Origin of the sequence: Halomonas sp. SpR8, assembly GCF_031010195.1 — a bacterium.
In the GTDB taxonomy this organism is placed as follows: domain Bacteria; phylum Pseudomonadota; class Gammaproteobacteria; order Pseudomonadales; family Halomonadaceae; genus Vreelandella.
Genome location: NZ_JAUAMC010000007.1, coordinates 92,296 through 115,427, shown reverse-complemented (window position 1 = coordinate 115,427; position 23,132 = coordinate 92,296). Strand labels below are relative to the sequence as shown.

At 54.4% G+C, this 23,132-nt stretch carries 20 protein-coding genes; 12 read left to right on the top strand and 8 right to left on the bottom strand.

What is annotated here, in order from left to right:
- Positions 1-95 precede the first annotated feature (95 nt).
- From QT230_RS14700 to pepQ, 7 genes are all read left to right on the top strand, one after another.
- Positions 96-1,676, top strand: a complete 1,581-nt coding sequence (locus tag QT230_RS14700) for an ABC transporter substrate-binding protein (RefSeq protein ID WP_308322706.1) — start codon at positions 96-98, stop codon at positions 1,674-1,676.
- Positions 1,677-1,865: 189 nt separating this feature from the next.
- On the top strand, positions 1,866-2,915 hold the full coding sequence (locus tag QT230_RS14695; RefSeq protein ID WP_308322705.1) for an ABC transporter permease: 1,050 nt from the start codon (positions 1,866-1,868) through the stop codon (positions 2,913-2,915).
- Positions 2,912-3,865, top strand: a complete 954-nt coding sequence (locus tag QT230_RS14690; protein WP_308322704.1) for an ABC transporter permease — start codon at positions 2,912-2,914, stop codon at positions 3,863-3,865. The genes QT230_RS14695 and QT230_RS14690 overlap by 4 nt, the downstream gene beginning before the upstream one ends.
- 7 nt (positions 3,866-3,872) lie before the next feature.
- Positions 3,873-4,889, top strand: coding sequence for an ABC transporter ATP-binding protein (locus tag QT230_RS14685; RefSeq protein ID WP_308322703.1), 1,017 nt, complete (start codon positions 3,873-3,875; stop codon positions 4,887-4,889).
- Positions 4,886-5,947 (top strand): oligopeptide/dipeptide ABC transporter ATP-binding protein, encoded by a 1,062-nt coding sequence (locus QT230_RS14680; RefSeq protein ID WP_308322701.1) that lies wholly within the window; start codon positions 4,886-4,888, stop codon positions 5,945-5,947. The genes QT230_RS14685 and QT230_RS14680 overlap by 4 nt, the downstream gene beginning before the upstream one ends.
- Positions 5,948-5,993: 46 nt before the next feature.
- A complete protein-coding gene (locus QT230_RS14675; protein WP_308322699.1) occupies positions 5,994-6,905 on the top strand; it encodes a LysR family transcriptional regulator in 912 nt (303 codons plus the stop codon).
- A gap of 43 nt (positions 6,906-6,948) precedes the next feature.
- Complete coding sequence (pepQ, locus tag QT230_RS14670; protein WP_308322698.1) at positions 6,949-8,247, top strand: Xaa-Pro dipeptidase; 1,299 nt, start codon at positions 6,949-6,951, stop codon at positions 8,245-8,247.
- A 94-nt stretch (positions 8,248-8,341) separates the two neighbouring features.
- Here the strand turns inward: pepQ and QT230_RS14665 are convergent, their stop codons facing one another.
- The 3 genes from QT230_RS14665 to QT230_RS14655 form a co-directional block, all read right to left on the bottom strand.
- Positions 8,342-8,938 (bottom strand): OmpW family outer membrane protein, encoded by a 597-nt coding sequence (locus QT230_RS14665; RefSeq protein ID WP_308322697.1) that lies wholly within the window; start codon positions 8,936-8,938, stop codon positions 8,342-8,344.
- A 536-nt stretch (positions 8,939-9,474) separates the two neighbouring features.
- Positions 9,475-10,533: a 2,3-butanediol dehydrogenase gene (locus QT230_RS14660; RefSeq protein ID WP_308322696.1), complete on the bottom strand. Its 1,059-nt coding sequence runs from the start codon at positions 10,531-10,533 to the stop codon at positions 9,475-9,477.
- Between the two features lie 15 nt (positions 10,534-10,548).
- On the bottom strand, positions 10,549-12,375 hold the full coding sequence (locus QT230_RS14655) for an NAD(P)/FAD-dependent oxidoreductase (RefSeq protein ID WP_308322695.1): 1,827 nt from the start codon (positions 12,373-12,375) through the stop codon (positions 10,549-10,551).
- 292 nt (positions 12,376-12,667) lie between these two features.
- Here QT230_RS14655 and QT230_RS14650 point away from each other — a divergent pair, with 292 nt between their 5' ends.
- Positions 12,668-14,647, top strand: coding sequence for a sigma-54-dependent Fis family transcriptional regulator (locus QT230_RS14650; RefSeq protein ID WP_308322694.1), 1,980 nt, complete (start codon positions 12,668-12,670; stop codon positions 14,645-14,647).
- 29 nt (positions 14,648-14,676) lie between these two features.
- Here the strand turns inward: QT230_RS14650 and QT230_RS14645 are convergent, their stop codons facing one another.
- The 3 genes from QT230_RS14645 to QT230_RS14635 form a co-directional block, all read right to left on the bottom strand.
- Positions 14,677-15,057 carry a type II toxin-antitoxin system VapC family toxin gene (locus QT230_RS14645; RefSeq protein WP_308322692.1) on the bottom strand — a complete coding sequence of 127 codons (381 nt, stop codon included), beginning with the start codon at positions 15,055-15,057 and terminating at the stop codon, positions 14,677-14,679.
- Positions 15,057-15,317 (bottom strand): hypothetical protein, encoded by a 261-nt coding sequence (locus tag QT230_RS14640; RefSeq protein ID WP_308322691.1) that lies wholly within the window; start codon positions 15,315-15,317, stop codon positions 15,057-15,059. Before QT230_RS14640 ends, QT230_RS14645 begins: the two co-directional genes overlap by 1 nt.
- Before the next feature lie 249 nt (positions 15,318-15,566).
- Entirely contained in the window at positions 15,567-16,451 is an 885-nt protein-coding gene (locus QT230_RS14635; protein WP_308322690.1) for a LysR family transcriptional regulator, read from the bottom strand.
- A 303-nt stretch (positions 16,452-16,754) separates the two neighbouring features.
- On the opposite strand from QT230_RS14635, the gene QT230_RS14630 reads away from it, so the two are divergent.
- The 3 genes from QT230_RS14630 (at position 16,755) to QT230_RS14620 (ending at position 20,524) form a co-directional block, all read left to right on the top strand.
- Positions 16,755-17,960 carry an MFS transporter gene (locus QT230_RS14630; RefSeq protein WP_308322689.1) on the top strand — a complete coding sequence of 402 codons (1,206 nt, stop codon included), beginning with the start codon at positions 16,755-16,757 and terminating at the stop codon, positions 17,958-17,960.
- A gap of 524 nt (positions 17,961-18,484) precedes the next feature.
- Positions 18,485-19,339, top strand: a complete 855-nt coding sequence (locus QT230_RS14625; RefSeq protein WP_064233411.1) for a MoxR family ATPase — start codon at positions 18,485-18,487, stop codon at positions 19,337-19,339.
- Between the two features lie 3 nt (positions 19,340-19,342).
- Positions 19,343-20,524 carry a VWA domain-containing protein gene (locus tag QT230_RS14620; RefSeq protein WP_308322685.1) on the top strand — a complete coding sequence of 394 codons (1,182 nt, stop codon included), beginning with the start codon at positions 19,343-19,345 and terminating at the stop codon, positions 20,522-20,524.
- A 19-nt stretch (positions 20,525-20,543) separates the two neighbouring features.
- Here QT230_RS14620 and QT230_RS14615 read toward each other — a convergent pair whose 3' ends face one another.
- Positions 20,544-21,107 carry a hypothetical protein gene (locus QT230_RS14615; protein ID WP_308322683.1) on the bottom strand — a complete coding sequence of 188 codons (564 nt, stop codon included), beginning with the start codon at positions 21,105-21,107 and terminating at the stop codon, positions 20,544-20,546.
- A gap of 170 nt (positions 21,108-21,277) precedes the next feature.
- On the opposite strand from QT230_RS14615, the gene QT230_RS14610 reads away from it, so the two are divergent.
- The gene (locus tag QT230_RS14610) at positions 21,278-21,676 is read left to right on the top strand and encodes a RidA family protein (RefSeq protein ID WP_308322682.1); all 399 of its coding nucleotides are present in this window, start codon (positions 21,278-21,280) and stop codon (positions 21,674-21,676) included.
- Here the strand turns inward: QT230_RS14610 and QT230_RS14605 are convergent.
- Positions 21,642-23,102, bottom strand: coding sequence for a cobyric acid synthase (locus tag QT230_RS14605; RefSeq protein WP_308322681.1), 1,461 nt, complete (start codon positions 23,100-23,102; stop codon positions 21,642-21,644). The genes QT230_RS14610 and QT230_RS14605 overlap by 35 nt on opposite strands.
- Between the last annotated feature and the right edge of the window lie 30 nt (positions 23,103-23,132).

Genomic DNA, 23,132 nt, shown 5'->3' with positions numbered 1-23,132 from the left:
GTCTGTTTTGCTGACGCTTGCCTGGCGGGAAGAGTGCCTCTAGCCGGGCAAACGGCGACAAAACGAACAATAAACAATGATCTGAGGGAACGAATATGACGCTCAAGAAAACCCTACTGGCTTCCGTTATTGGTGCAGTGGTAGCGGGTACGGCGTTGCTGCCGATGACCGCAAGTGCTGAAACGCTTCGCATTGGTTACTCCGCTGACCCTGAAACCCTTGATATCCACGAGCAGCTCTCTGGCGGCATGTTGCGCTTCTCTCACCTTGCGTTTGATCCGCTTGTCCGCTGGACAAAAGATTTCCAGTTTGAGCCGCGCTTGGCCACTGAGTGGGAGCAAGTCGACGAAACCACCATGCGTATGACGCTACGTGAAGGCGTTACCTTCCACTCTGGGAACGATTTTACTGCCAAAGACGTGGTTTGGACCATTGAGCGTCTAAAAGAGAGCCCTGACTACCGTGCTATTTTTGAGCCGGTTGAAAGCGCCGAGGCCATTGACGACTATACCGTTGAGATCGTCACCACCGAACCTTACCCGCTGCTCCTCAACCTGGCTACCTACATCTTCCCGATGGATAGCGAGTTCTATAGCGGTGAAACCGACGGCGGCAACGACAAAGCTGAGATCGTTAAAGCAGGCAACTCCTTTGCTTCGCGCAACGTTTCCGGCACCGGCCCATTTATTGTCACCGACCGCCGCCAGGGTGTCCGGGTTGATTTTGAACGCTTTGAAGATTATTGGGATACCGAAAGTGAAGGTAATGTATCCAGCATTGTACTGACACCTATCGCTGAGAACGCCTCACGGGTTGCCGCCCTGCTCTCCGGCGGGGTCGACTTTATTGATGCCGTTCCGCCCAACGATCTGGATCGCGTACGCGAGGCCGATGGCGTCAATCTGGTTGAGATTGACGGTACACGTATCATTGGCTTCCAAATGAACGAAGAGCGCGTTGAAGCTTTCCAGGATGCTCGCGTTCGCCAAGCGGTTGATTTGGCCATCAACCAGGAAGGCATTGCCGACCGTTTAATGCGCGGCTTCGCTAACCCGGCGGGTCAATTCTCACCAGAGGGCTACTCCGGCCATAACCCTGACCTAGTGCCGCGCTACGACATTGAGCGCGCCAAGGAACTGATGGCCGAAGCGGGCTACGAAGAGGGCTTCAGCGTTGAAATGATCGCTCCCAACAATCGTTACGTGAACGATGCCCAGATTGCCCAAGCGGTCGCCAACATGCTGGCACAGATCAATATTGACGTTGATCTGCGTACCATGCCGCTGGCGCAGTACTGGCCTGAGTACGATACCCGCCAATCCGATATGGCGATGATCGGCTGGCACGCGGACACCGAAGACACCGCTAACTTCTTCCAGTATCTCTCCTTCTGCATCGATGAAGAGACCGGCGCTGGCCAGTACAACTACGGCAGCTATTGCAACGAAGAGATCGACGCACTGGTAACAGCAGCCGACAGCGAAACCGATCTGGAAAAACGCAACGAAATGCTGCGTGAAGCCGAAGCTATGCTTTACGAAGATGTAGGCTACATCATGCTGCACTGGCAGAACCTTGCCTATGCCGCCGCTGACGGCATTGACGTTGAACCCGTGGTCAACGCCATCGATTTCCCCTACCTGGGTGATCTAGTAATTAATCGCAGCGGCGACTAAGCATTAACATCGCTGATTAAGTGCCTAGTATTAAATCAAAAGAGTTACTTCAGCATAAACCGCAAGGATGCTTCGCTCCCTAAGCGTTTAGGGGGCGAAGCCTTTTGTATGGCGGTTCGAGGCTGGGAAAACTCTGTATTACATGCCCCTACTCCCTTTGATGAACCCTTCACATAGGTGGCGTACGCCATGATTGCCTTTTTAATCAAGCGGCTGATGCACGCGATTTTGGTGATGTTTGTCATCAGCGTGCTGGCCTTCGCCATTCAGGACAACCTGGGTGACCCCGTACAACAGATGGTCGGCCAGTCGGTGCCGGAAAGTGAGCGTGAAGCCCTTCGCGAGCGCCTAGGCTTGAATGACTCTTTTTTGATCCAGTACGTCCGTTTTGCCAAAAACGCTATGCAGGGTGATTTTGGCAACTCGTACTTCTACCGCGAGCCGGCGTTGGAAGTGATTGCTCGCCACTTACCCGCCACCCTGGAGCTGGTATTTGCGGCAATGCTGATTATTGTGCTGTTTTCAGTCCCCATAGGGGTGTATAGCGCCATCAAACCGCGCTCGCCGATATCGCGCCTGTTTATGGGCGTGTCGATCATCGGCATTTCGATTCCGGTGTTTTTGACCGCGATTGTACTGATTCAGATTTTCGCCATTGGCGTCACCGTTACGCTATTCCCAGAGAGTACCGGCTGGGGCGCGTGGCTGAATGATTTCTTCTCGACGGAGGGCAGTATGCCCTCCTTCGGCCGAGGCTATGACCTCGTCAACGTGGTGGGTCACTGGGACACCAACCTGGCGACCTGGAACGGTTTACAGCATCTGGTACTACCGGCGGTCTCCCTAGCCTCCATCATGCTACCGCTGTTTATCCGCCTGATTCGCGCCGAAATGATGGAAGTCCTGCAGTCGGAGTACGTGAAGTATGCCCGTGCAAAAGGCATTTCAATGCGCCGGGTGTATTTCGTGCATGCCCTCAAGAACACCATGCTGCCGGTGATTACCGTGGGCGGCGTGCAGATCGGCACCATGGTGGCCTACACCATTTTGACCGAAACCGTTTTCCAATGGCCAGGGATGGGCCTGATGTTCCTAGACGCGATTAACCGCGCCGATATCCCGCTGATTGTGACCTACCTGATGATTGTCGGGGTTATTTTTGTGGTCACCAATACGATTGTGGATCTGATCTACGGTTTCGTGAACCCCACCGTTAAACTGACTGGGAAGCCCGCATGAGTACGACAACGAATTCCCCCGCGAGCGCCACCCCCAGCCGCTGGGCACGCCTACGCGACTCTTATATGTGGTACAGCTTTAAACGTGATTACACTGCCCAGCTCTGCCTGGCCGTGTTTATCTGTATGGTGATCGCGGCTTTTGCCTCACCGCTGCTGGCGCCCACGAACCCTTATGACCTCTCTCAGATCGACATCATGTCATCCGAGCTGCCGCCCTTCTGGATCGACGGCGCCGACGAGCGCTTCGCGCTGGGCACCGACGCTCAGGGACGCGATTTGTGGTCGGTGGTGCTGTATGGCACCCGTGTCTCGCTACTGATCGGCTTCGGCGCGGTGATTTTGCAGGCACTGCTGGGGGTCACTTTCGGCCTCATGGCAGGCTACCTGGGCGGACGCGTTGACTCTATCTTGATGCGACTGGCAGATATTCAGCTCTCCTTCTCGACTCTTATGGTCGCCATTGTGGTGGGCGCCTTGGTCAAAGCGACCATGGGCAGCGCCTTCTATAGCCAGTACGCGGTGATGATGCTGATACTGATTATAGGCCTGGCCGAATGGCCGCAGTATGCGCGCACCGTGCGCGCCTCGGTGCTGGCAGAGAAAAACAAAGAGTACGTTGATGCCGCCCGCGTGATGGGGCTACGCAGCAAACGGATTATGTTCCGCCACGTGCTGCCCAACACCATGTCGCCGATCTTTGTTATCTCCACCGTGCAGATTGCCAACGCGATTATCTCTGAAGCGGCACTGTCGTTTTTGGGGCTGGGCATGCCAGAGACGCACCCGTCGCTGGGCTCACTGATCAAATCAGGCTTTGACTATATCCAGTCCGGCTCCTGGTGGATCACCTTGATTCCGGGTGCCGTACTGGTAGTGCTGGTGCTGTCGATCAATCTACTCGGCGATTGGCTGCGTGATGTCATGAACCCACGACTCTACAAAGGCTGAGGACACCATGGCACTACTTGAAGTCAACAACCTCGATGTCCGCTTTGCGCTGCGCCAAGGTGACGTACACGCCCTGCGCGATATTAGTTTCAGTCTTGAGCGTGGTGAGCGCCTGGGCATTGTCGGTGAGTCCGGCGCGGGTAAATCCGTCGCCGCGTTCTCGCTACTCAACCTGATTGCCAAACCCGGCTTTATCGCCGGTGGTACAGTGACCTTTGACGGTCAGGTGCTGAACCGCATGTCTGAGCGCGGCCTGCGGAAGGTGCGCGGCAATCGCGTTTCAATGATCTTTCAAGACCCGATGATGACACTGAATCCGGTGCTCTCCATTGGCGAACAGATGGTCGAGTGCTTAAAAGCGCACCGGCGCATTTCCTCCAAAGAGGCTCGCGCGATTGCCCTGGACAAACTTCAGCAGGTGCAAATCCCTTCGCCAGAAACGCGTTTGGATCAGTATCCTCACGAGCTTTCCGGCGGTATGCGCCAGCGGATAATTATCGCCATCGCGCTACTCCTTGATCCGGACATTATTATCGCCGACGAGCCTACCACGGCACTCGACGTGACGATCCAGGCCGAAATCATGGCGCTGCTGCTTGATCTCTGTGAGCAACATAACGTGGGGCTGATTCTGATCACCCACGACCTGGGCGTGGTCAGCCAGGTTACTCAGCGCATGCTGGTTATGTACGCCGGTCGAGTTATTGAGCAAGGCCCAACCCGGGAAATTATTAACGACCCGCAGCACCCCTACACCCAGGGGTTAATCAACGCCCTGCCACAGATGGCAACGCCGGGCGAGAGGCTCAATCAGATTCGCGGCAGCATGCCGTCGCTCTCCAACCTACCCAGCGGCTGCGCGTTTCATCCGCGCTGCGATTTTATCAATCGTGCCGATGGTCAGCCCCGCCCCGCCTGCACTCAGCAGGTACCTGATTTTGTTCAATCCGGGAACTGCCGGGTGGCGTGTCATATGGTCGCCGAAATGCTTGAAGATCGCCGTTTGAAAGAGGAAACCTTATGAGTGCACAGGCTGAAACGCTGAACGCTCCTCACACGCAGAATGAAGAGAGCGCCGATTCGCTGCTGCAGATTCGTGATCTAAAAAAGCGATTTTCGCTCTCTGGCGATTTTCTCGATCAGCTGCGCTTTAAGGGCGGCAAACTGGTGCGTCACCAGGAACACGTTCACGCTATTAACGGCGTCAACCTGGATATCAAGCGCGGCGAAGCGCTGTGTGTGGTGGGCGAGTCAGGCTGCGGTAAGTCCACCGTGGCACGCACCGTGATGGGGCTGCTTACCCCGTCCGAAGGTGAAATCAGCTACGACGGCAAGCGCATCGATAACTTAAGCTCGCGCCAGTTGCTGCCCTATCGCAAGCGCATGCAGATGATCTTCCAGAACCCCTATGCATCGCTCAACCCGCGCATGACGATTCAGCAAACCCTGGAAGAGCCGCTGCGCCTGCACCACCCTGACTGGAAACGGCCGCAGATTCTCGACAAGGTGGAAGAGGTGATGCGCTCGGTGGGTATCGACCCGGACTGGGGTAAGCGCTTTGGCCACGAATTCTCCGGCGGCCAACGCCAACGTATCGCCATCGCCCGCGCTTTGGCCGTCGATCCGGAGTTTATCGTTGCTGATGAGCCCATTTCGGCGCTGGACGTGTCTATTCAAGCCCAGGTGCTCAACCTGCTAATGGAAGCCCAGCAAGAGCGCAACCTGACCTACCTGTTTATCACCCACGACCTGGCCGTCGTAGAGCACTTTGGCACTCGCGTGGCGGTGATGTACTTAGGCACGGTGTGTGAAATTGCCACCACGGCCACGCTGTTTGAAAAGCCGCGCCACCCCTATACCCAGGCGCTGCTCTCGGCGATTCCGCGTTTGAAGGATGACCGCCCCCAGCATATTCGTCTTACCGGCGAAGTGCCGACCCCGGTTAATCTTCCCAGCGGATGCGTGTTCCACGGCCGCTGTCCCCATGCCAATACACGCTGCAAGCAAGAGATTCCCGTGCTGCAAACCCAGGGTGACGGAACCCGTGTAGCGTGCCACGCTGTTGAGGAGGGGCGCCTGTGAGGCGGCTATTGATTCCTGCACTAATTCCTGTACTAAGAGGTAGCGCATGGAAATTCGCTGGCTAGAAGATTTTATCGCCCTGGCCAGAACGCGGCACTTCTCACGCGCAGCAGATGATCAACACGTTACCCAACCCACCTTCTCCCGGCGGATTAAACTGCTTGAGGAGGAGATGGGGGTAACGCTGATTAATCGTCAAACGCTACCGCTTTCGCTCACCCCAGCCGGGGAGGAGTTTTTGACCCTGTGCGAACAGGTGACCGAGCGCGTGCGGCTGACCCGTGACCGTGTGCGCGAAATTAACGCAGGCCAGCAGCGGCGTATTATGGTCGCGGCACCGCAGAGCCTGCTGCCACACTTTTTACCAGAATGGCTGGCCTCTACGGGCTGGCAAGATCGCGTACAGCCCTATTTACGGGCGACCGGGTGGGTAGCCAATGACTACTTTCAAGCCTTAGCCCGAGCCGAGTGCGATCTGGCGATCTGTTACTGGCCGATTGGGCGCTGCGATCTCGATATCGACACCAGTGCCTGCAACTATCGCGTGATTGGGCATGAGCGACTGGTTCCAGTGACCGGGCTAACCCCAGAGGGCGACCCCCGCGCACTGTTGCCGGGATCGCGCTCCCAGCCCTTGCCATGGCTTGCTTATCCCAAACGCGGGCTGTTGGGGTCTGCGGTTAAAGCACACCTGGCCAGGCTTCCCCAAACCACCTTTCTAACCCCACAGAGTGAAAACCTCTACGCGGCGGGTATTAAGGAACTGGTGCTGCTGGGCTATGGTATGAGTTGGTTGCCTGAGCGCAACGTGGCTGCAGAGCTTGTTCAAGGCACCCTGGTAAGAGCGGGCGATAGCCGCTGGGATGTACCTATGGAGCTTCGGCTTTATCGCCATCAAAGCCATCGCCATGCTGAGCTAGACGGATTCTGGAGCGAACTCGCACCGCCACGTGCCTGAACGCGCATTTGAGAAAGCTTACATAAGAGAGGGCACAGCTTATATGTCAAACACCTTATTTACTTTGCAACTTGAGCATATCGCACATCTACAACGTGCTTATGCGAGCATTTTGGCTGACCACAAGCTTGATAGCCTAGCTCTTTACAGCGGTCATGCCAGCGTGCACTTTGCTGACGATCATACGCCCCCTTTTCAGACCTATGGCCATTTCATGCACTGGGTAGGATTAGCCGACATACAGCACAGTTGGTTGATTATCCAACCGGAAAAGCGCCCCCAGCTTTATCTATACGCGCCAGCGGATTTTTGGCATTTACCCACGCATCTACCCGATGAACCGTGGGTAGAGGCGTTCGATATACATTTTTGTAGTGACAAAAACACTCCTACCCTAACGGGGCAAGCGGCGATGATGGGTGATATTGAGTCACTGGCCACTCGTATCCAGCCAATGCCAAACGTGGCACGACAGCCAGAGACTCTGGTCACGGCTCTTGATGAACTGCGACTATTTAAGACACCTTATGAAATTGCTTGCATCCGTGAAGCCAACCGCTTAGCAATCGCAGGACATCAGGCAGCTCAGGCAGCTTTTATTGGCGCTTCCGGTGAATTGGATATCCAGTTGGCTTACTTAGGGGCTAGCCGACAGCGCGAGTCAAACGTGCCTTACCAAAACATTATTGGCTTAAATGAGCATGCAGGGGTACTGCATTATCAACACTACGATCTTAACGCACCCAAACAGCGCTATAGCCTGCTAGTCGATGCCGGCCGTCGTTTTCGTGGCTACTGTGCCGATATTACCCGCGCTTACGCTGGGCCCGATGCACCCGCTTTATTTGCCGAACTGGTCACTGCAATGCATGAATTGAAAGAGGAACTGGTCAAAGGCATCGCCCCCGGAGTTAGCTTCGTCGCACTCCATGAACAGATGCATCACCACTTGGCTGAAATATTGGTGGCACACGACCTATTCAAAGGCTCTGCTGAGCAAGCGGTAGAGAAAGGGGTGACACGGGCATTTTGCCCCCATGGGCTAGGTCATTCGTTGGGAATTCAAGTACACGATGTAGCCGGATTGCGCCACCCTAATGGCACCCCAGCACCAGCGCCAGAAAAACACCCTGCTCTTCGCTTAACGCGCACGCTACGCCCGGGTATGGTGGTTACCATTGAACCAGGGCTGTATTTTATCAATATGCTGCTCGCCCCGCTGCGCAATACTGACCTACCCATTAACTGGCAGCTCGTCGACCAGCTTGCGCCCTGTGGCGGTATTCGTATTGAAGATAATGTGGCAGTGACAGAGAGTGGTTTTACGAACCTAACGCCCTAGGGCCTCTATCTAAAAGCCCTCTTTCCAAGCGCTAAAACAACAACGCCCAGCACATGGCTGGGCGTTGATTTAAAACTGGCTAACAAAACAACATTTAGAAGCGGTAAGTGATACCACCGCCGACAGTGACCGGCTCAATATCAACCTTGCCGCCCACGTTGATATCAGCGTTCACATCAGCGTAGCTTGCGTAGCCGTTGAGCATAATATTGTCAGTCACGGCTAGATCTACACCCACTTGGCCGATGGCACCGTAGCTCTCATCAACATTTACACCGCTAGGCTCACCTGAGAAACGTGTGTAGTTAAGGCCAGCACCGACATAAGGCTGAACCTTGGAATTCAGGCCACCCATTGGATAGTAGTTCACCAACAAGTTGATCGGCAGACGATCGACACTACCCACATCTCCCGCAGAAGCCGTGTTGAGGTCGTGCTCAAATTTCTCAGAGCTGTTGAGTTCAACGCCGACCTTATCGGTAAACAGGTAGCCAGCACCGAAGGTAAAACCACGGGCACTTTGCACGTTCAGTGAATCACCCGCCACGTTACCGTTATCTGAACCCGTATCGGTTTGAGCAACGCCACCACGGACGAATACATCACCAGCGTTATAAGCGAGTGCCGCTTGGCTAGCCAGTGCGAAGCCCGCAGTGATTACCGCCGCAGAAATCAGTTTCATATTAGTCATCAGGTTTATCCTCTGTATGCAGCGCTCGTTCCCTTGCGCTAGGAATTACGGTGCCGTTCATTCGGCTTACCTATACAGTATATAGTATACGAACACTGTTTCCAAATCACCTGTAAAATATTGTTATAAGTATTCCAACCCTGATAGTTTTTTTAAACGATTTTTTTAAACAGTTTTTTTAAACATAAAATCCAGGCATAAAAAAAGTCCCCCGAAGGGGACCCAGGTGGAGCACGCCAGCTCACTCGGTTTATCGCTACTACGTGGTAGCGATGTAGGTGAAGAAGGGAGAGAAGCAAACTATCTAAGCCGTTGTTTCTCTATTCAATCACCCTTTGCCATATACATTGCGATCTGCGTGCCACTTTTAAAAAAAAGCCAATAAAACAACTATTTAAGGAAATTCCGTTTGATTTTTATTAATTCTGCTCGCACTGCAGCAAATAAACTGCACCAGCACTGCGCAATTTGCAGTCTTTTTGCATCACAAAGAATCATGTGAGTTCGTTAGCGGTTAGAAATCCTCAAAGTAGTGGCTAGGGTGTCACGATAATTTTCACTTGGGCTTTGTCGTTTAACAGCGCCTCAAAGCCCTCCTCCACAATGTCCGCCAGTGGGATGCGCTGGGTGACCATGTCTTCGGCGCGGAAGTAGCCCCGTTGCATTAGCGCCATTACCGCTGGATACACATGGCGATAGGCGATAATACCCTTCATGGTGCGTTCTTTAATGACAAGATCGTTGGGCTGGAAGCTGGCCTCCCCTTCCCAAATACTCACCACCACCACTTCGCCGCCTTCATGGGTGCTGTGCAGCGCCTGATTGAGCACTGCGGGAATGCCGGTCACCTCAAACGCTACGTCCACACCGCCGCCGCTCAAGGCTTGCAGCTTTTCCACCACATCTACCTGCTGAGGATCAACCACAACCGCCCCTAACGCTTCGGCTTTGTCTTTTCGCGACGGCGCCACCTCAACGGCATAAATTTGCGCTGCCCCGGCCGCTTTTAGCGCTTCAATGGTCATCAATCCAATTGGCCCTGCGCCGAATACGACTGCGCTATCGCCAGCTTTCAGGCAGCTTTGGCGCACCGCATGCAGCGCCACCGCCGCGGGCTCTACCAGAGCCCCTTGCTCGTAGCTAAGCTCATCGGGCAGCTTATGCACCATATGCTCCCCCATCACAGTGAACTCCGAGAAGCCACCGCCCGAGAGGCCATGAAAGCCGAGCATGGGCGTCAGGTTATAGCGCTCCATTTGGTAGGCGCCGTCTTTATTGGGCGAAAGAATCGGCTCAATCGCCACGCGGTCGCCCACTTTCACTCGCGTTACCTTATCGCCGATCTCGACCACTTCCCCGGCAAATTCATGGCCCATAATAATTGGCGCCTGCTCACCGCTAATCGGGTGCGGCTTACCGACCGGAATAAAAATCGGCCCCGCGGCATACTCGTGCAGATCACTACCGCAGATGCCACAGGCGGCGACTTTTAACTTCACCTCATGGGGGTCGTTGATAGTGGGCACCGCCACTTGCTCCACGCGAAGATCCTTCGCTGCGTACCAGACTGCTGCCTGCATGCTTGACTGACTCATGGGTTACCCTTCCTGTTAAGACGTGTGATGAACCGGCTGCAGCCCATAGATAGGCGTTTCCAGCCCCTCCATGCGTGCCTTTAATTGCAGCGCCAAATAGTGTGAGTAGTGCCGCGACTGGTGCAGGTTGCCGCCGTGGAACCACAGCGCCTTCTGCTGGGTGGGTTTCCACATATTGCGCAGCTCGCCCTCCCACGGACCGGGATCTTTGGTGGTGTCGGAGCCTAAGCCCCAGCACTTGCCGACTTTATCCGCCACCTCTTGAGAGATAAGCCGCGCCGCCCAGCCGTTCATGGAGCCATAGCCGGTGGCATAAACGATCAAGTCTGCTTCTAGCTCGCTGCCATCGGTGAGCGTGATGGAGTGGGGATTGATCCGCTCGATCCCTACACCGCTTCGCAGCTTGATATCGCCATTGGCGACCAGATCACAGGCGCCCACATCGATGTAGTAACCCGAACCCCGGCGCAGATACTTCAAGAACAGACCGGAGTCATCGTCACCGAAGTCGAGTAGAAAGCCTGCGTCTTCGAGCTTTTTATAGAACTCGGCGTCGCGCTCTTTGATCGCCTCAAACGCCGGACGCTGGACGTCTGGCAGCACCTTGTAAGGAATCGAGGCAAAAATCAGATCAGCTTTTTCAGTGGTCACCCCACCTGCAATGGCTTCTTCCGAATATAGCGGCTCGAGCACTTCTTCCATCAGCGAGTCCGACTTCACAATATGCGTCGACGAGCGCTGTAACATGGTTACATCGGCATCGTGTTCCCACAGTGCAGCGGCGATGTCATGTGCGGAATTATTCGACCCCACAATGACGCACTTTTTACCGCTGTAAGCATCTGGCCCCGGATGCTGGCTGGAGTGCTGTTGCTCACCTTCAAAGCTTTCTGCACCGGCAAATGTCGGTATATTGGGCATCCCCGACATTCCAGTCGCCATGACTAGCTGCTTGGGTCGCAAGGTGATCTCTTCGCCGTTGCGCTTCACGTTCACCACCCACTCGCCTGCGGCTTCATCGAAGCGTGCATTCTGACACTCAGTGGAACTCCAATAATTGAGCTCCATCACCTTTGTGTACATTTCCAGCCAATCACCCAGCTTGTCTTTGGGCGCAAACACCGGCCAGTGTTCGGGGAAGGGAATATACGGGAGGTGGTCGTACCAGACCGGATCGTGCAAACAGAGCGACTTATAACGATTGCGCCAGGAATCCCCCGCACGCTCGTTGCGCTCGATAATAATGGTCGGCACGCCCATCTGCTTCAGCCGTGCCCCCAATCCAATACCGCCCTGGCCGCCGCCAATAACCACGCAGTAGGGCTGCTGCGTGTAGCCAAGCTCCGCTTCTTCGCGCTCCCGTGATTCTAACCAGGTTTCACGCTGCTTATTGGCACCATGCTCAGCGCCTTTGGGGCGGTGGTGATTACGCGGTTCAGGGAAGTCGTGTAGTGACTGCATAGTGGTGAGCAGCGTCCAGCATTTACCCTCTTTCAGCCGCAGGTAGCCTTTGCCGCTGGCGACCGCCGTCTCAAAGGTGAACCACGTCTCAGCAACATCGCCATTTTGGGTCGCTTCACCTTCTAGCTGCCAGTTCGAAGGGCATGTGCTCTCCAAAATGGCATTGAGCATGGCTTGAATTGCGTCTTTGCCCTCGCAGGTTTTTAAATTCCAGGTGAAGGTAAGGAAGTCGCGCCAATAACACTCTTCATTAAACAGCGCGAGCACACCCTGAATATCCTGGGTTTGCAGCGCCTGATCAAAATCACTCAGCCAGCCTTGAACAGTAGCCGTGGCGTTTTGCTGGGTTTGTGCTTGTACTTGTGTATGTATCTCTGACATAGCGGGTACTCCATGTGCGTTTGTTATTGTTGATTTACGTGTGGTGCACTCAAGCCTAAGCAGCCAGCATGCCAAATAGACGCGTTTAAAAATAAGACAATGAAAAATATGCAGTTTTTTGATGTACCGGAGAAGAAATAAGACAACGTAAGCAGCGTACACCTGTCACACCGTTTACACTCAGCCGTTACAGGTGTAACCCACGACTAACGGCGTAATGGCGCGTCGTTGACAGCCACGCCAGAGCGCATAGGCTGGAAGGACAATAACAATCCCCAGGGTGAACAACGCCATGCCCACTCAGTTGCCTTTACCTGCACGGCTGCAATCTGTGCAGCGCCAGCATATCGAGCATGTTTTCCAGCTCGGCGAAGGCTTGGACGTACCGCAGCTACCGGCTCAAGCGACCATCCGGCGCTCCTGGCTGCGCTGCCTAAACGAATATCAGCTCGACCCCACCCGACCTCGTCCTGCCCGTGTCGTGCCCCAGCAGACCCTGATTGAGCACCGGGAATCTGTCGATGAACTTTTGCACGTGGCACGCGCTGGGGTTGACCAGCTCTATCAACAAATCGCTCAGCTAGGCTATGTGCTGCTACTCACCGACCACCGCGGTATAACCGTTGAGTTTCGCGGCGACCCCAACCAAGACCAGCAGTTGCGCCGAGCGGGCCTCTATCTGGGTGCCGATTGGGACGAACGCTTTGCGGGCACCTGTGCCGTAGGCACCTGCCTGCATGATCGCCAAGCGATTATCTGCCACCGTCAGGAGCACTTCGACGCCTCGCATATTTCGCTCACCTGCACCGCCGCACCCATCGCCGATCCCCAGGGCAATGTGATGGCCGTGCTGGATATCTCTGCACTGCAATCACCTACTCAACATGAGAGCCAAAACTTCAGCCTCTCGCTAGTAACGCTCTACGCCCGCATGATTGAGGATGCCTACTTTCTACAGCGCTACCGCGACTGCCTGATGGTGCGCCTGGACACTTCACGTGAGTTTGTACATGTGAATGGGCGTGGTTTAATCGCCATTGAAGAAAACGGGCAAGTGATTGCCGCCAACGCCGTCGGCCGTGACTTGATTGCCGAGCACCAGCGCCGCTGGCCACCCTGGTCACCCCATCACCCTCCTATGTTAGGGGAGCTATTCGAGTGCGAGATCGCCGATGTCCTTAGCATCAACAGCGCCACTGACGATCAACTGCGCGCTTTTCGTGCCAGAGTCGACAACACTATTTACTTTATTAGCCTGCTGGAACCGCGCCGCCCTCGCCCGGCTCAAGCGCAACCGGCTACCACCGGCCTCCCGGAGCCACTGGTTCGGCTGGGCGCTGACGACCCAGCTATGCGCAAGGTGCAGAAGCTAGCGCAGAGGCTGTGTAACGAAGCCAGCGTTAATGTGCTGATAAGTGGTGAAACTGGCACCGGCAAAGAGGTCGTCGCCCGAGCACTGCATGACAGCGGTAACCGCTCCAAGGGCCCCTTTATCGCGGTGAACTGCGCCGCCATCCCCGAAGCGCTGATTGAGAGCGAGCTTTTTGGTTACGAACCAGGCGCTTTTACAGGTGGCCGTTCCAAAGGTATGCGCGGGCTGATTCCCCAGGCCCATGGCGGTACGCTGTTTTTGGATGAAATCGGCGATATGCCGTTGGCCCTACAAACTCGGCTGCTGCGCGTACTGGCAGAACGGGAAGTCATGCCGCTGGGTGCCAACACGCCTGTGAAGGTCAATATTCGGGTAATCACCGCCACTCATCGCAATATCGATGCGATGATCCAACAGGGAGAATTTCGCGAAGACCTCTATTACCGTCTTAATGGGGCCCAGCTACGCCTGCCCGCGCTGCGCGAACGTGCCGATAAGCTCTACGTGATTCGTCAGGTGTTTAACGACGTGGTCAGCGAACGCGGCGGTAGTCATTCCCCTCGCCTGCGCGCTGATGCCATCAGCGCCCTGCTCGCCTACGCCTGGCCCGGCAACATCCGCCAGCTAAAAAATGCGCTAGCCTTTGCCCTGGCCACTTCAGAAAGCGACGAAATCACCGTCCATGACTTACCCGAACAGTGCCTAAGCCAACGCATTACCCGGCAGGCGTCCAGCCCACCTGTAGATGCGAGTAGCAATACCGATCACACACTGCTGGAAATGCTCAAGGCGCAGCACTGGAACATAAGCGCCGTGGCTCGTGCGCTGGGGGTTTCTCGCCCCACGATCTACCGGCAAATGCAGCGCCAAGGCATCGTGCCGCCAAATTGGCAGGGGTGACAGAGAATGCCAGGGGAGAGTTTCGCCATTTAAGCTGGACGAAAGATATCTAACTCCAAACCATCGATATGCCGGTAATGGCGATCGTTGGCGGTTAGCAAGGGCATGCCCAGCTCCATAGCCGTCGCGGCAATGAGCGCATCCGCCATTTGCATGTTATGGCTAAGCGCATAACTTTCGACCAGGAAAGTGGCACGCGACGAGGTACCTTCGTCCAAATGGACTATTTTTGCCTGCCAATAATGCAGCGCTTGACGCAGTTGATTGAGTTCCTGCTTGTTGCGCATGCCCTGCACCAACTCCATGTAACTCACTGCGGACAGCGAAAAGCCCGGTAGATCATCCAGGCGTTCCGCCGCCGCAGTATTACCGCGCAAATTCCAGATCAGTACGTCGGTGTCTACCAGCATTATTCACCCACCTCGAACGTGCGCGGCGCCCGTAAGCTACGCACCTGTGACTCAACATCGTTGCCGTTCGAGGAGTCCTGATCAGCCCATAACCCGAAGGCAGGGTTACGGGCGGGACGCGTTTCCAGACCGCTCTCATCGAGACCCACCAGCCGAGCACAAGGCTTGCCGCGATAAGTGATGTCGACGGTTTCTCCACGCTTTGTCGCCGCTAAGAGCGCCTTGGTCTGTAAACGCAGTTGCTTTACGTTGGCATGCATGGCGTAACCTCTCGTTATACGCTGTCCATTATCCCTATTATGGCAACTATGACAGTTGCCGACTCACTAAGTTACTCAAGTAAGTGTAACTTTAGAGACTCCACCATGCCACTCATGCCCTTACCCAAAATTCTGAATATTGACACACACGGTCAGGACTGAGGCATCAATGGGATTGCAAGGCCATGCTTACGGCGATAGCGAAGGCATTTCAGGGGGGCTATGGGGTTAGGCTTACGCGCTCAATTTTTAAAGAGGGAAAAGCCTGTCTACCATGAAGTCGACGAAAACTCTCAATCTAGGCGATAAATGACGGTTGGAAGGCCATAGAATTCGGAAGACAGTGACGTCCTTATTAAAATCTTCCAGTATAGGGATCAGAGTTCCATCGGCCAATTGACGTTGAATGGCAATATCAGGTATGCATGCCACCCCCAGCCCTCGCTCTGCAAATATGACCAGGGGTTCCAAGGTATTCGTTATCATGCTCGCAGGAAACTCCATATGGGCCGGAAAATCAAAACCTAGGGGCCAGCTAGCTAACTTTCCAGTACTGCGGTAGCGATACATCATGCAAGCATGCCCTTGCAGATCCTCTGGTTTGACGGGCATAGCGGCATGTTGAAAGTATGAATTCGACCCGACAATGACACGCCGATAGCTGCCTAATTCCCTTGCCATTAATCGGGAATCCGTGAGATCTCCTGTACGGATAGCTGCATCAAAACCTTCCTCGATAACGCCTACTAATCGGTCTGTACAGTCAATATCAAGTTCGATGTTTGGATAAAGTTGTTTGAACTCTGCAAATTTGTTCATAAACAACATTCCGACCGAAGGCACGCTGACTTTTAATTTTCCATAGGGAATGGATTGCGATAGAGACAATTCATTCTCTGCTGCTTCGACCTCACATAGGATCCTACGGCAACGTTCGAAGAACTGCGCACCTTCAGGAGTCAGGCTAACCGTACGAGTTGACCTATGGAATAAACGCACACTCAATCGCTCTTCCAGACGTCCGATAGCTTTACTTACCGCCGATGCGGATATGCCAAGTTGCTTACCCGCAGCAGTAAAACTTCTTGTTTCACCAACCCTCACAAAAACATCAAGTACACCTAAACTCGCCATGAAAACCTGCCTATTGTTGACGTTTTTGTCACATATGTTTGGAATATTACCCTATTTTTCATTCGCAAAAGGCATCCCATAATCATCTTGTTAGCTAATAGGACGCTGGTGACCCGACGGGACACCCATACGGCGAGGCGTCTTCAACGACAGTTACAAGGAAATCTTCATGAATTCTGCATATTTAAACGCGCCGGTCATGTACATGTTTTGGCACGCGCGACGGCATTCTGCTGCATCAATGCCGCGTACGAACGTTCGGAAAGTAGCTGCTGTTTGGGATAGCAAGGGAGCAATAACCGAATGACATCTAAAACTAAGACTTATTCTGCCAGTCCTGACACGTTGAACCCAGGGCTGCCTTTGAGCGGGCTTTTGGCGCTAGCGATGGCCGCTTTTATCACCCTCCTGACAGAGATCATGCCCGCAGGACTCCTCTCGTCGATAGCGCAGGGACTTAGCATATCCGAGAGTTTGGCAGGACAGTTCATCACAGTCTATGCAGTGGGGGCATTAATCGCCGCTATTCCGGTGACGACTTTGACACAAGGTATGCGGCGTAGGCCGCTTCTGTTGACGGCAATTGGTGGTTTTGCTGTGGTAAATCTGATCACGGCACTTTCCAACGATTATATGATTTCACTAATAGCACGTTTTTTTGCGGGTGTATTTGGTGGCGTTGTTTGGTCACTGCTGGCGGGCTATGCGGTTCGCATGACACCACGTCATCTTAGTGGGCGGGCAATTGCTATATCAGGGGCGGGTGCAACCATCGCGCTGGTGCTGGGTGTTCCACTCGGGGCGCTGTTGGGGCGCGTGATAGGCTGGCAAGGAGCTTTTGGGCTGATGACTGCACTGGCATTGTCACTTATGGTGTGGGTGATTACCACTGTGCCGGACTTCCCAGGTCAGAGTAAAGAGCAACGACAGTCTCTGGTTAATGTATTTACGAAGACGGGAATTCGATCTGTCCTCTTCGTTGTATTTACATTCGTTGTCGCTCACAACGTACTCTACATCTACATTGAACCATTCCTGAGTTCTTCAGGGCTGACGCAGGAGTTGGGTGTAGTGCTGTTTATTTTTGGACTAGGTTCTATCGTTGGCCTTTGGCTCGTGGGCGCAATAATTGATCGCCATTTGCAATTTCTCATCATCGCGAGCGTCCTAGTATTTGGGTTTGCCTCCATGTTACTTGGGCTTTGGGGCAGTATCTCCACCATTATCTATCTTTCTGTTGCGATTTGGGGACTGGCATTCGGCGGGTTTGCGACCATTACTCAGACTGCTTTATCCCGCATGGCGGGAGACTCCGTTGATGTCGCCCAGTCGATGTACACCACCGGCTGGAATACTGCTGTTGCTGGCGGGGGGGTTGTCGGTGGGCTGCTGTTAGCGCAGCTAGGATCGACGTCATTCCCATGGGTTATTATCGGCATTTTGGCAGTTTCATTGGCCGGTGTTGTCTTCTCGATGAACAAGGCACTACCCGCATCCCACAACTCGTGATGTGTACGGTACTGCACCTTTAGCACCTTCTCTGTTGTTACTCCAAAGGTGAGCCCTTGGTCCACGATGCCCCGATACTACAGTATCATCGGTGGTGACGTGGCTTTCGACCTAGTCATATTGTTAACACAGGAGCTATTTAAACAAACACAGGCGCCCCCCAGCTCTGCTGGGGAGGCAGCCAAAATTTGCCAATTCCGGAAGTCTTATGGTGACCCCAAGTATGAGCCGCCAAAGCCACACACTGAGGAGACAGCATGAAACAAGCAGAAACTTTAAATCGCACTCGTTGGGAGTATAAGTACCAAGTTATATTTATTCCAAAGTATCGGAAAAGGGCGTTATTTGGTCAATTGAGACGGAGCCTGGGAGAGATCTTCCAACGTTTTGCACGGTAGAAGGAAAACACTCCCATTGCTGCCACCGTTATGAAGCTCGTTGGCCTTAAAGGCGACCCTCACGTACACTTGTTTGAATCTATCTATCCTTTTACAACCCCGCTTTCGACAAGCCGAGGCTCTCTCATGGCGTTTGATTCCACTTCTTCCTATATCGCAACTGACGCGCTTAAGCAGGCGGTGAATGCTGCCGTGGTGCTTGAGCGGCCGCTATTGATCAAAGGCGAGCCGGGCACCGGCAAAACCCTATTGGCCGAAGAGTTGGCCGAGTCTCTCGATACCCAACTGATCACCTGGCATATCAAATCCAGCACCAAAGCGGCCCAGGGGCTTTACGAGTACGATGCTGTCAGCCGCCTGCGTGACTCGCAGCTGGGTGTGGAAGGCGTGGAGAACGTCGCCAACTACATCAAGCCCGGCAAACTGTGGGAAGCCTTCACCGCCAATCAGCGCGTGGTGTTGCTGATTGATGAGATCGACAAAGCCGATATTGAATTTCCCAACGACCTGCTCCAGGAGTTGGATCGGATGGAGTTTCACGTTTACGAGACCGGTGAAACTATCCGCGCCGAGCAGCGCCCGATTATCATCATCACCTCAAACAACGAAAAAGAGCTGCCGGATGCATTTTTGCGCCGCTGCTTTTTCCACTACATCGAATTCCCCGACCGGGAGACCATGCAGGCGATTGTCGATGTGCATTTTCCAGATATCGCTCCCCGGCTTGTCAGCGAAGCTTTAGAGGTATTTTTCGAGCTGCGTAAAGCACCCGGACTTAAGAAAAAACCGTCAACGTCTGAGCTGGTCGATTGGCTCAAGCTACTGATGGCCGACGATATTGCTCAAGAAGCCCTCTACAACCGCGACCCAGCCAAAGCGCTGCCGCCCATGGCAGGTGCACTGGTCAAGAACGAGCAGGATACCCAACTGCTGGAACGCCTGGCGTTTATGATCCGCCGCCAGAAAGGCACAGGCCGCTAAGTCATGTTTATCGGCCTGTTTGAGACATTAAAACGCGCGGGCGTGCCGGTCTCGCTGCGGGAGCTGCTGGATCTTCATGCCGTAGTGGAGCGCGGCGTGGTGTTCGCCGATATGGAAGCTTTCTATCAAGTGGCCCGCACGGTGATGGTCAAAGATGAGCGCCACTTCGATCGCTTTGACCGTGCCTTCGCCGCCTGGTTTAAAGGCCTTGAGGACATGGACGCCGCCATTGAGGCGCTAATCCCCGACGACTGGCTACGCCGTGAATTTGAGAAGCAGTTGACGGAGGAAGAGAAAGCCAAAATCGAATCCCTTGGCGGCCTCGAAGAACTGATCGAGACATTTAAAAAACGCCTGGAAGAGCAAAAAGAGCGCCATGCAGGCGGCAACAAATGGATTGGTACCGGCGGTACCAGCCCTTTCGGAGCTTACGGCTACAACCCGGAAGGTATTCGCATCGGTCAGGACGGTTCGCGCCACCGCCGGGCCACCAAGGTGTGGGACGAGCGGCGCTTCCGTGACTACGACGATTCTCTAGAGTTGGGCACGCGTAATATCAAAATGGCGCTGCGTCGCCTGCGCAAGTTTGCCCGCCAGGGGGCACTCGAAGAGTTCGACGTGGATAGCACCATTCGCGAAACCGCCAAGGACGCCGGGCTACTCAACGTACAAATGCGCCCAGAGCGTCATAACGCGGTGAAGGTGCTGCTATTTTTGGATGTGGGCGGCTCAATGGATGACCATATTCGCGTCTGTGAAGAACTGTTTTCGGCGGCCCGATCAGAGTTTAAGCACCTGGAGCACTACTACTTTCACAACTGCCTATACGAAGGGGTTTGGCGGAACAATATGCGTCGCGGCAACGAGCGAATCCCGACCATGGATGTTTTGCATACCTACGGCGCGGATTACCAGGTAGTGATTGTTGGCGACGCAGCGATGTCCCCTTACGAAGTCACCCACCCCGGCGGCAGCGTAGAGCACTTCAACGATGAAGCGGGCGGGGTGTGGCTAAAACGTCTGACGGAAACGTTTCCCCGCTTGGCATGGCTTAATCCTATGCCGCCAAGGGCATGGGAGTACACCTACTCAACAACGCTGATTCGCGAGATCATTGACGACCGTATGTACCCCATGACCATGGAAGGTCTGGAAACCGCCATGCGCGAGCTAGCGAAGAAGTAGGCATGACAAAAGCAGCCGCTTAAAGCGTTTGCGGAAAATCGTCTAAGCCCTGCAAAAAGGCCTGTTTAGCCTCTTCAAATGCTTTCGGGTCGTGTTTGAAACGGCGAAGGATAAGCGCTTCGTCCAACACCAGGGTAGGCGTCAGCTCGCCAACGCTTTTGGCGGGGTGGCGTGCGCCTAAGCCGATGCGCTTTCCATCCGCTCCGCCAAACCAGCGTTTAATGCCACTTTGTTGATAGAACGCCTCTTGTTCGGCAGTATCAACGTCAACGCGCAGCGGTGCCTTCAAAGTAAGCTCGCTGATCAAACGCTGCTGGGCATTTGCTTGGTCAAGCGCGCAGGCGTGGGTTACCGTCATGCCCTCGCCCTCTTCGTCCAGCACTAGCAGCGCCAGTGCTTGAGGTTTATCCTGGCCGTCAACGGCGGCAAACAGACGCGCTGCTTCTTGAGGGAATAACACGCTACAGGTGCCGGTAAACACGACCAGCGGCGTTAGGCCCGCCTGTTGTCCGTAAACCTCCGCGCATAATCGCGCCAGACAGGCGTTGCGCTGGGCCTCTGCGTTAATGTGTACGACCTTCATTTGCATCATCCTCACCGATAAAAAAGCCGCAAGCCTAGAGCAATCATCGCTGTTTTGACAGCGGATTATACTCAGCGCCACGTCCATTCATTTTTGCTGATACTGAACACTACGGCGAACAACCTGTCGAAAGTAATGTAAACGTGAACAGTGACTTAGAAGGAGCTAACATGCCCACTTTTATGAATGACCCTACCATGCCCACACCGAGCTTCCCCGGCAGTCACATGGTATTGGACGATCATTATGTGTTTATTTCGGGGCTGACCGTTTCCGACCTTTCTAACGGCCACGCCGCACGGGGCGATGTGAAAGAAGAAACGCGTCTTGTGATGCGCGCACTGTCGCGCATGCTTGAAATGGAAGGGGGCAGCCTCGCAGATATCGTACGAGTCGATATTCATCTTACTGATCTACATACCATTCAAGACATGGATGGTGTGTATGCCGAGTACTTTGAGCCTGGCCACTACCCTGCCCGCACCTGCACCGAATCCCCCCATATCTGCGGCGGCAGCAGTATTGAGATTACCGTCATGGCGAAACGTCAGCGTCAAGCAGAGCAATAACCGTTTCAATACCAATATGGGCTTCCAGCATATCGGCTAGGCGTTCCAGCTCACTCTCACGGTGGGCCTGGTAATTAATCTGCTCTCCATTTGCTAGGCCCAGCTGTTTTAGTAGAGTTTGGCAGGCTTCGGGGTGATCAAATAACCCATGCAGATAAGTCCCCATTATTTGGCCATCCTCACTGATCGCGCCTTCTGGTCGTTCATCTAAATCAAATAGCGGCGAACTTAGCGCCTGTCCTTCGCTTACGCCGTTATGAATTTCATACCCGGTAACGGGTGCCCCTTCGGCTATTGTCACGCCGCGAACGTTGCGCAACTGCTTGCCAGGGACCATGCGTGTTGTGAGAGGTAATAATCCCAACCCGGTTACTTTTTCGGGCTTTCCCTCCACGCCTTCAGGATCATCCACCCATTCGCCCAACATTTGAAAACCACCGCAAATACCCAGCACCTTGCCGCCATAGCGCAGGTGGCGCTGAATAGCGTTATCCCAGCCTTGGCGCTTTAACCACGCCAAATCGCTAGCGGTACTTTTACTACCGGGCAGAATAATCACATCGGCAGCGGGTATGGGTTGGTCAGGCCCCACAAAGGTCAGCGATACCTGCGGGTGCAGACGCAGCGGGTCAAAGTCGGTGTGATTACTGATCCGGGGCAGTGCTGGCACAATAACGTTCAGCGTCTGGCTAGCCTTTTCGGCGTGGGTTAAACCAATGCTATCTTCGGCATCGAGTACCAGCCCTTGAAGATAAGGCAGCGTGCCCAGCACCGGTTTTCCAGTGCGCTCCTCCAGCCATTCAAGCCCAGGGTTGAGCAACGCCATATCGCCTCGAAAGCGGTTGATAATAAAGCCCTTGGTGCGCGCCTGCTCACTCTCGCTCAATAGCGCCAACGTCCCCACTAACTGGGCGAATACCCCACCACGATCAATATCACCGACGAGTAATACCGGGCAGTCAGCCGCTTCGGCAAAGCCCATATTGGCAATGTCACCCTTGCGCAGATTGATCTCAGCGGGGCTGCCCGCGCCTTCGGCAATAATCACGTCATAACGGCTTTCTAACGCCTGCCACGCGGCCATCACGCTCTCTTTCGCGGTGCGTTTATAGGCGTGGTAATCCAGGGCCCCCATATGCCCATGCACCTTGCCGCGCAAAATCACCTGGGCGCCGCGATCCGTTTCCGGCTTTAGCAGTACCGGATTCATATCGCTGTGGGGGGCCAAATAGCAGGCCTGCGCCTGCAAGGCCGTAGAGCGGCCAATTTCACCGCCATCCTCGGTGACGGCGCTATTTAGCGCCATGTTCTGGGGTTTAAATGGCGCCACTGATATGCCACGCCTTGCCAACGCACGGCAGAGCGCGGCCACCACGGTACTTTTACCCGCATCCGAGGTGGTGCCCTGAATCATCAGTGTGGCCATAGGAAGGTCTCGCCCAGGTGAACAAGAGCA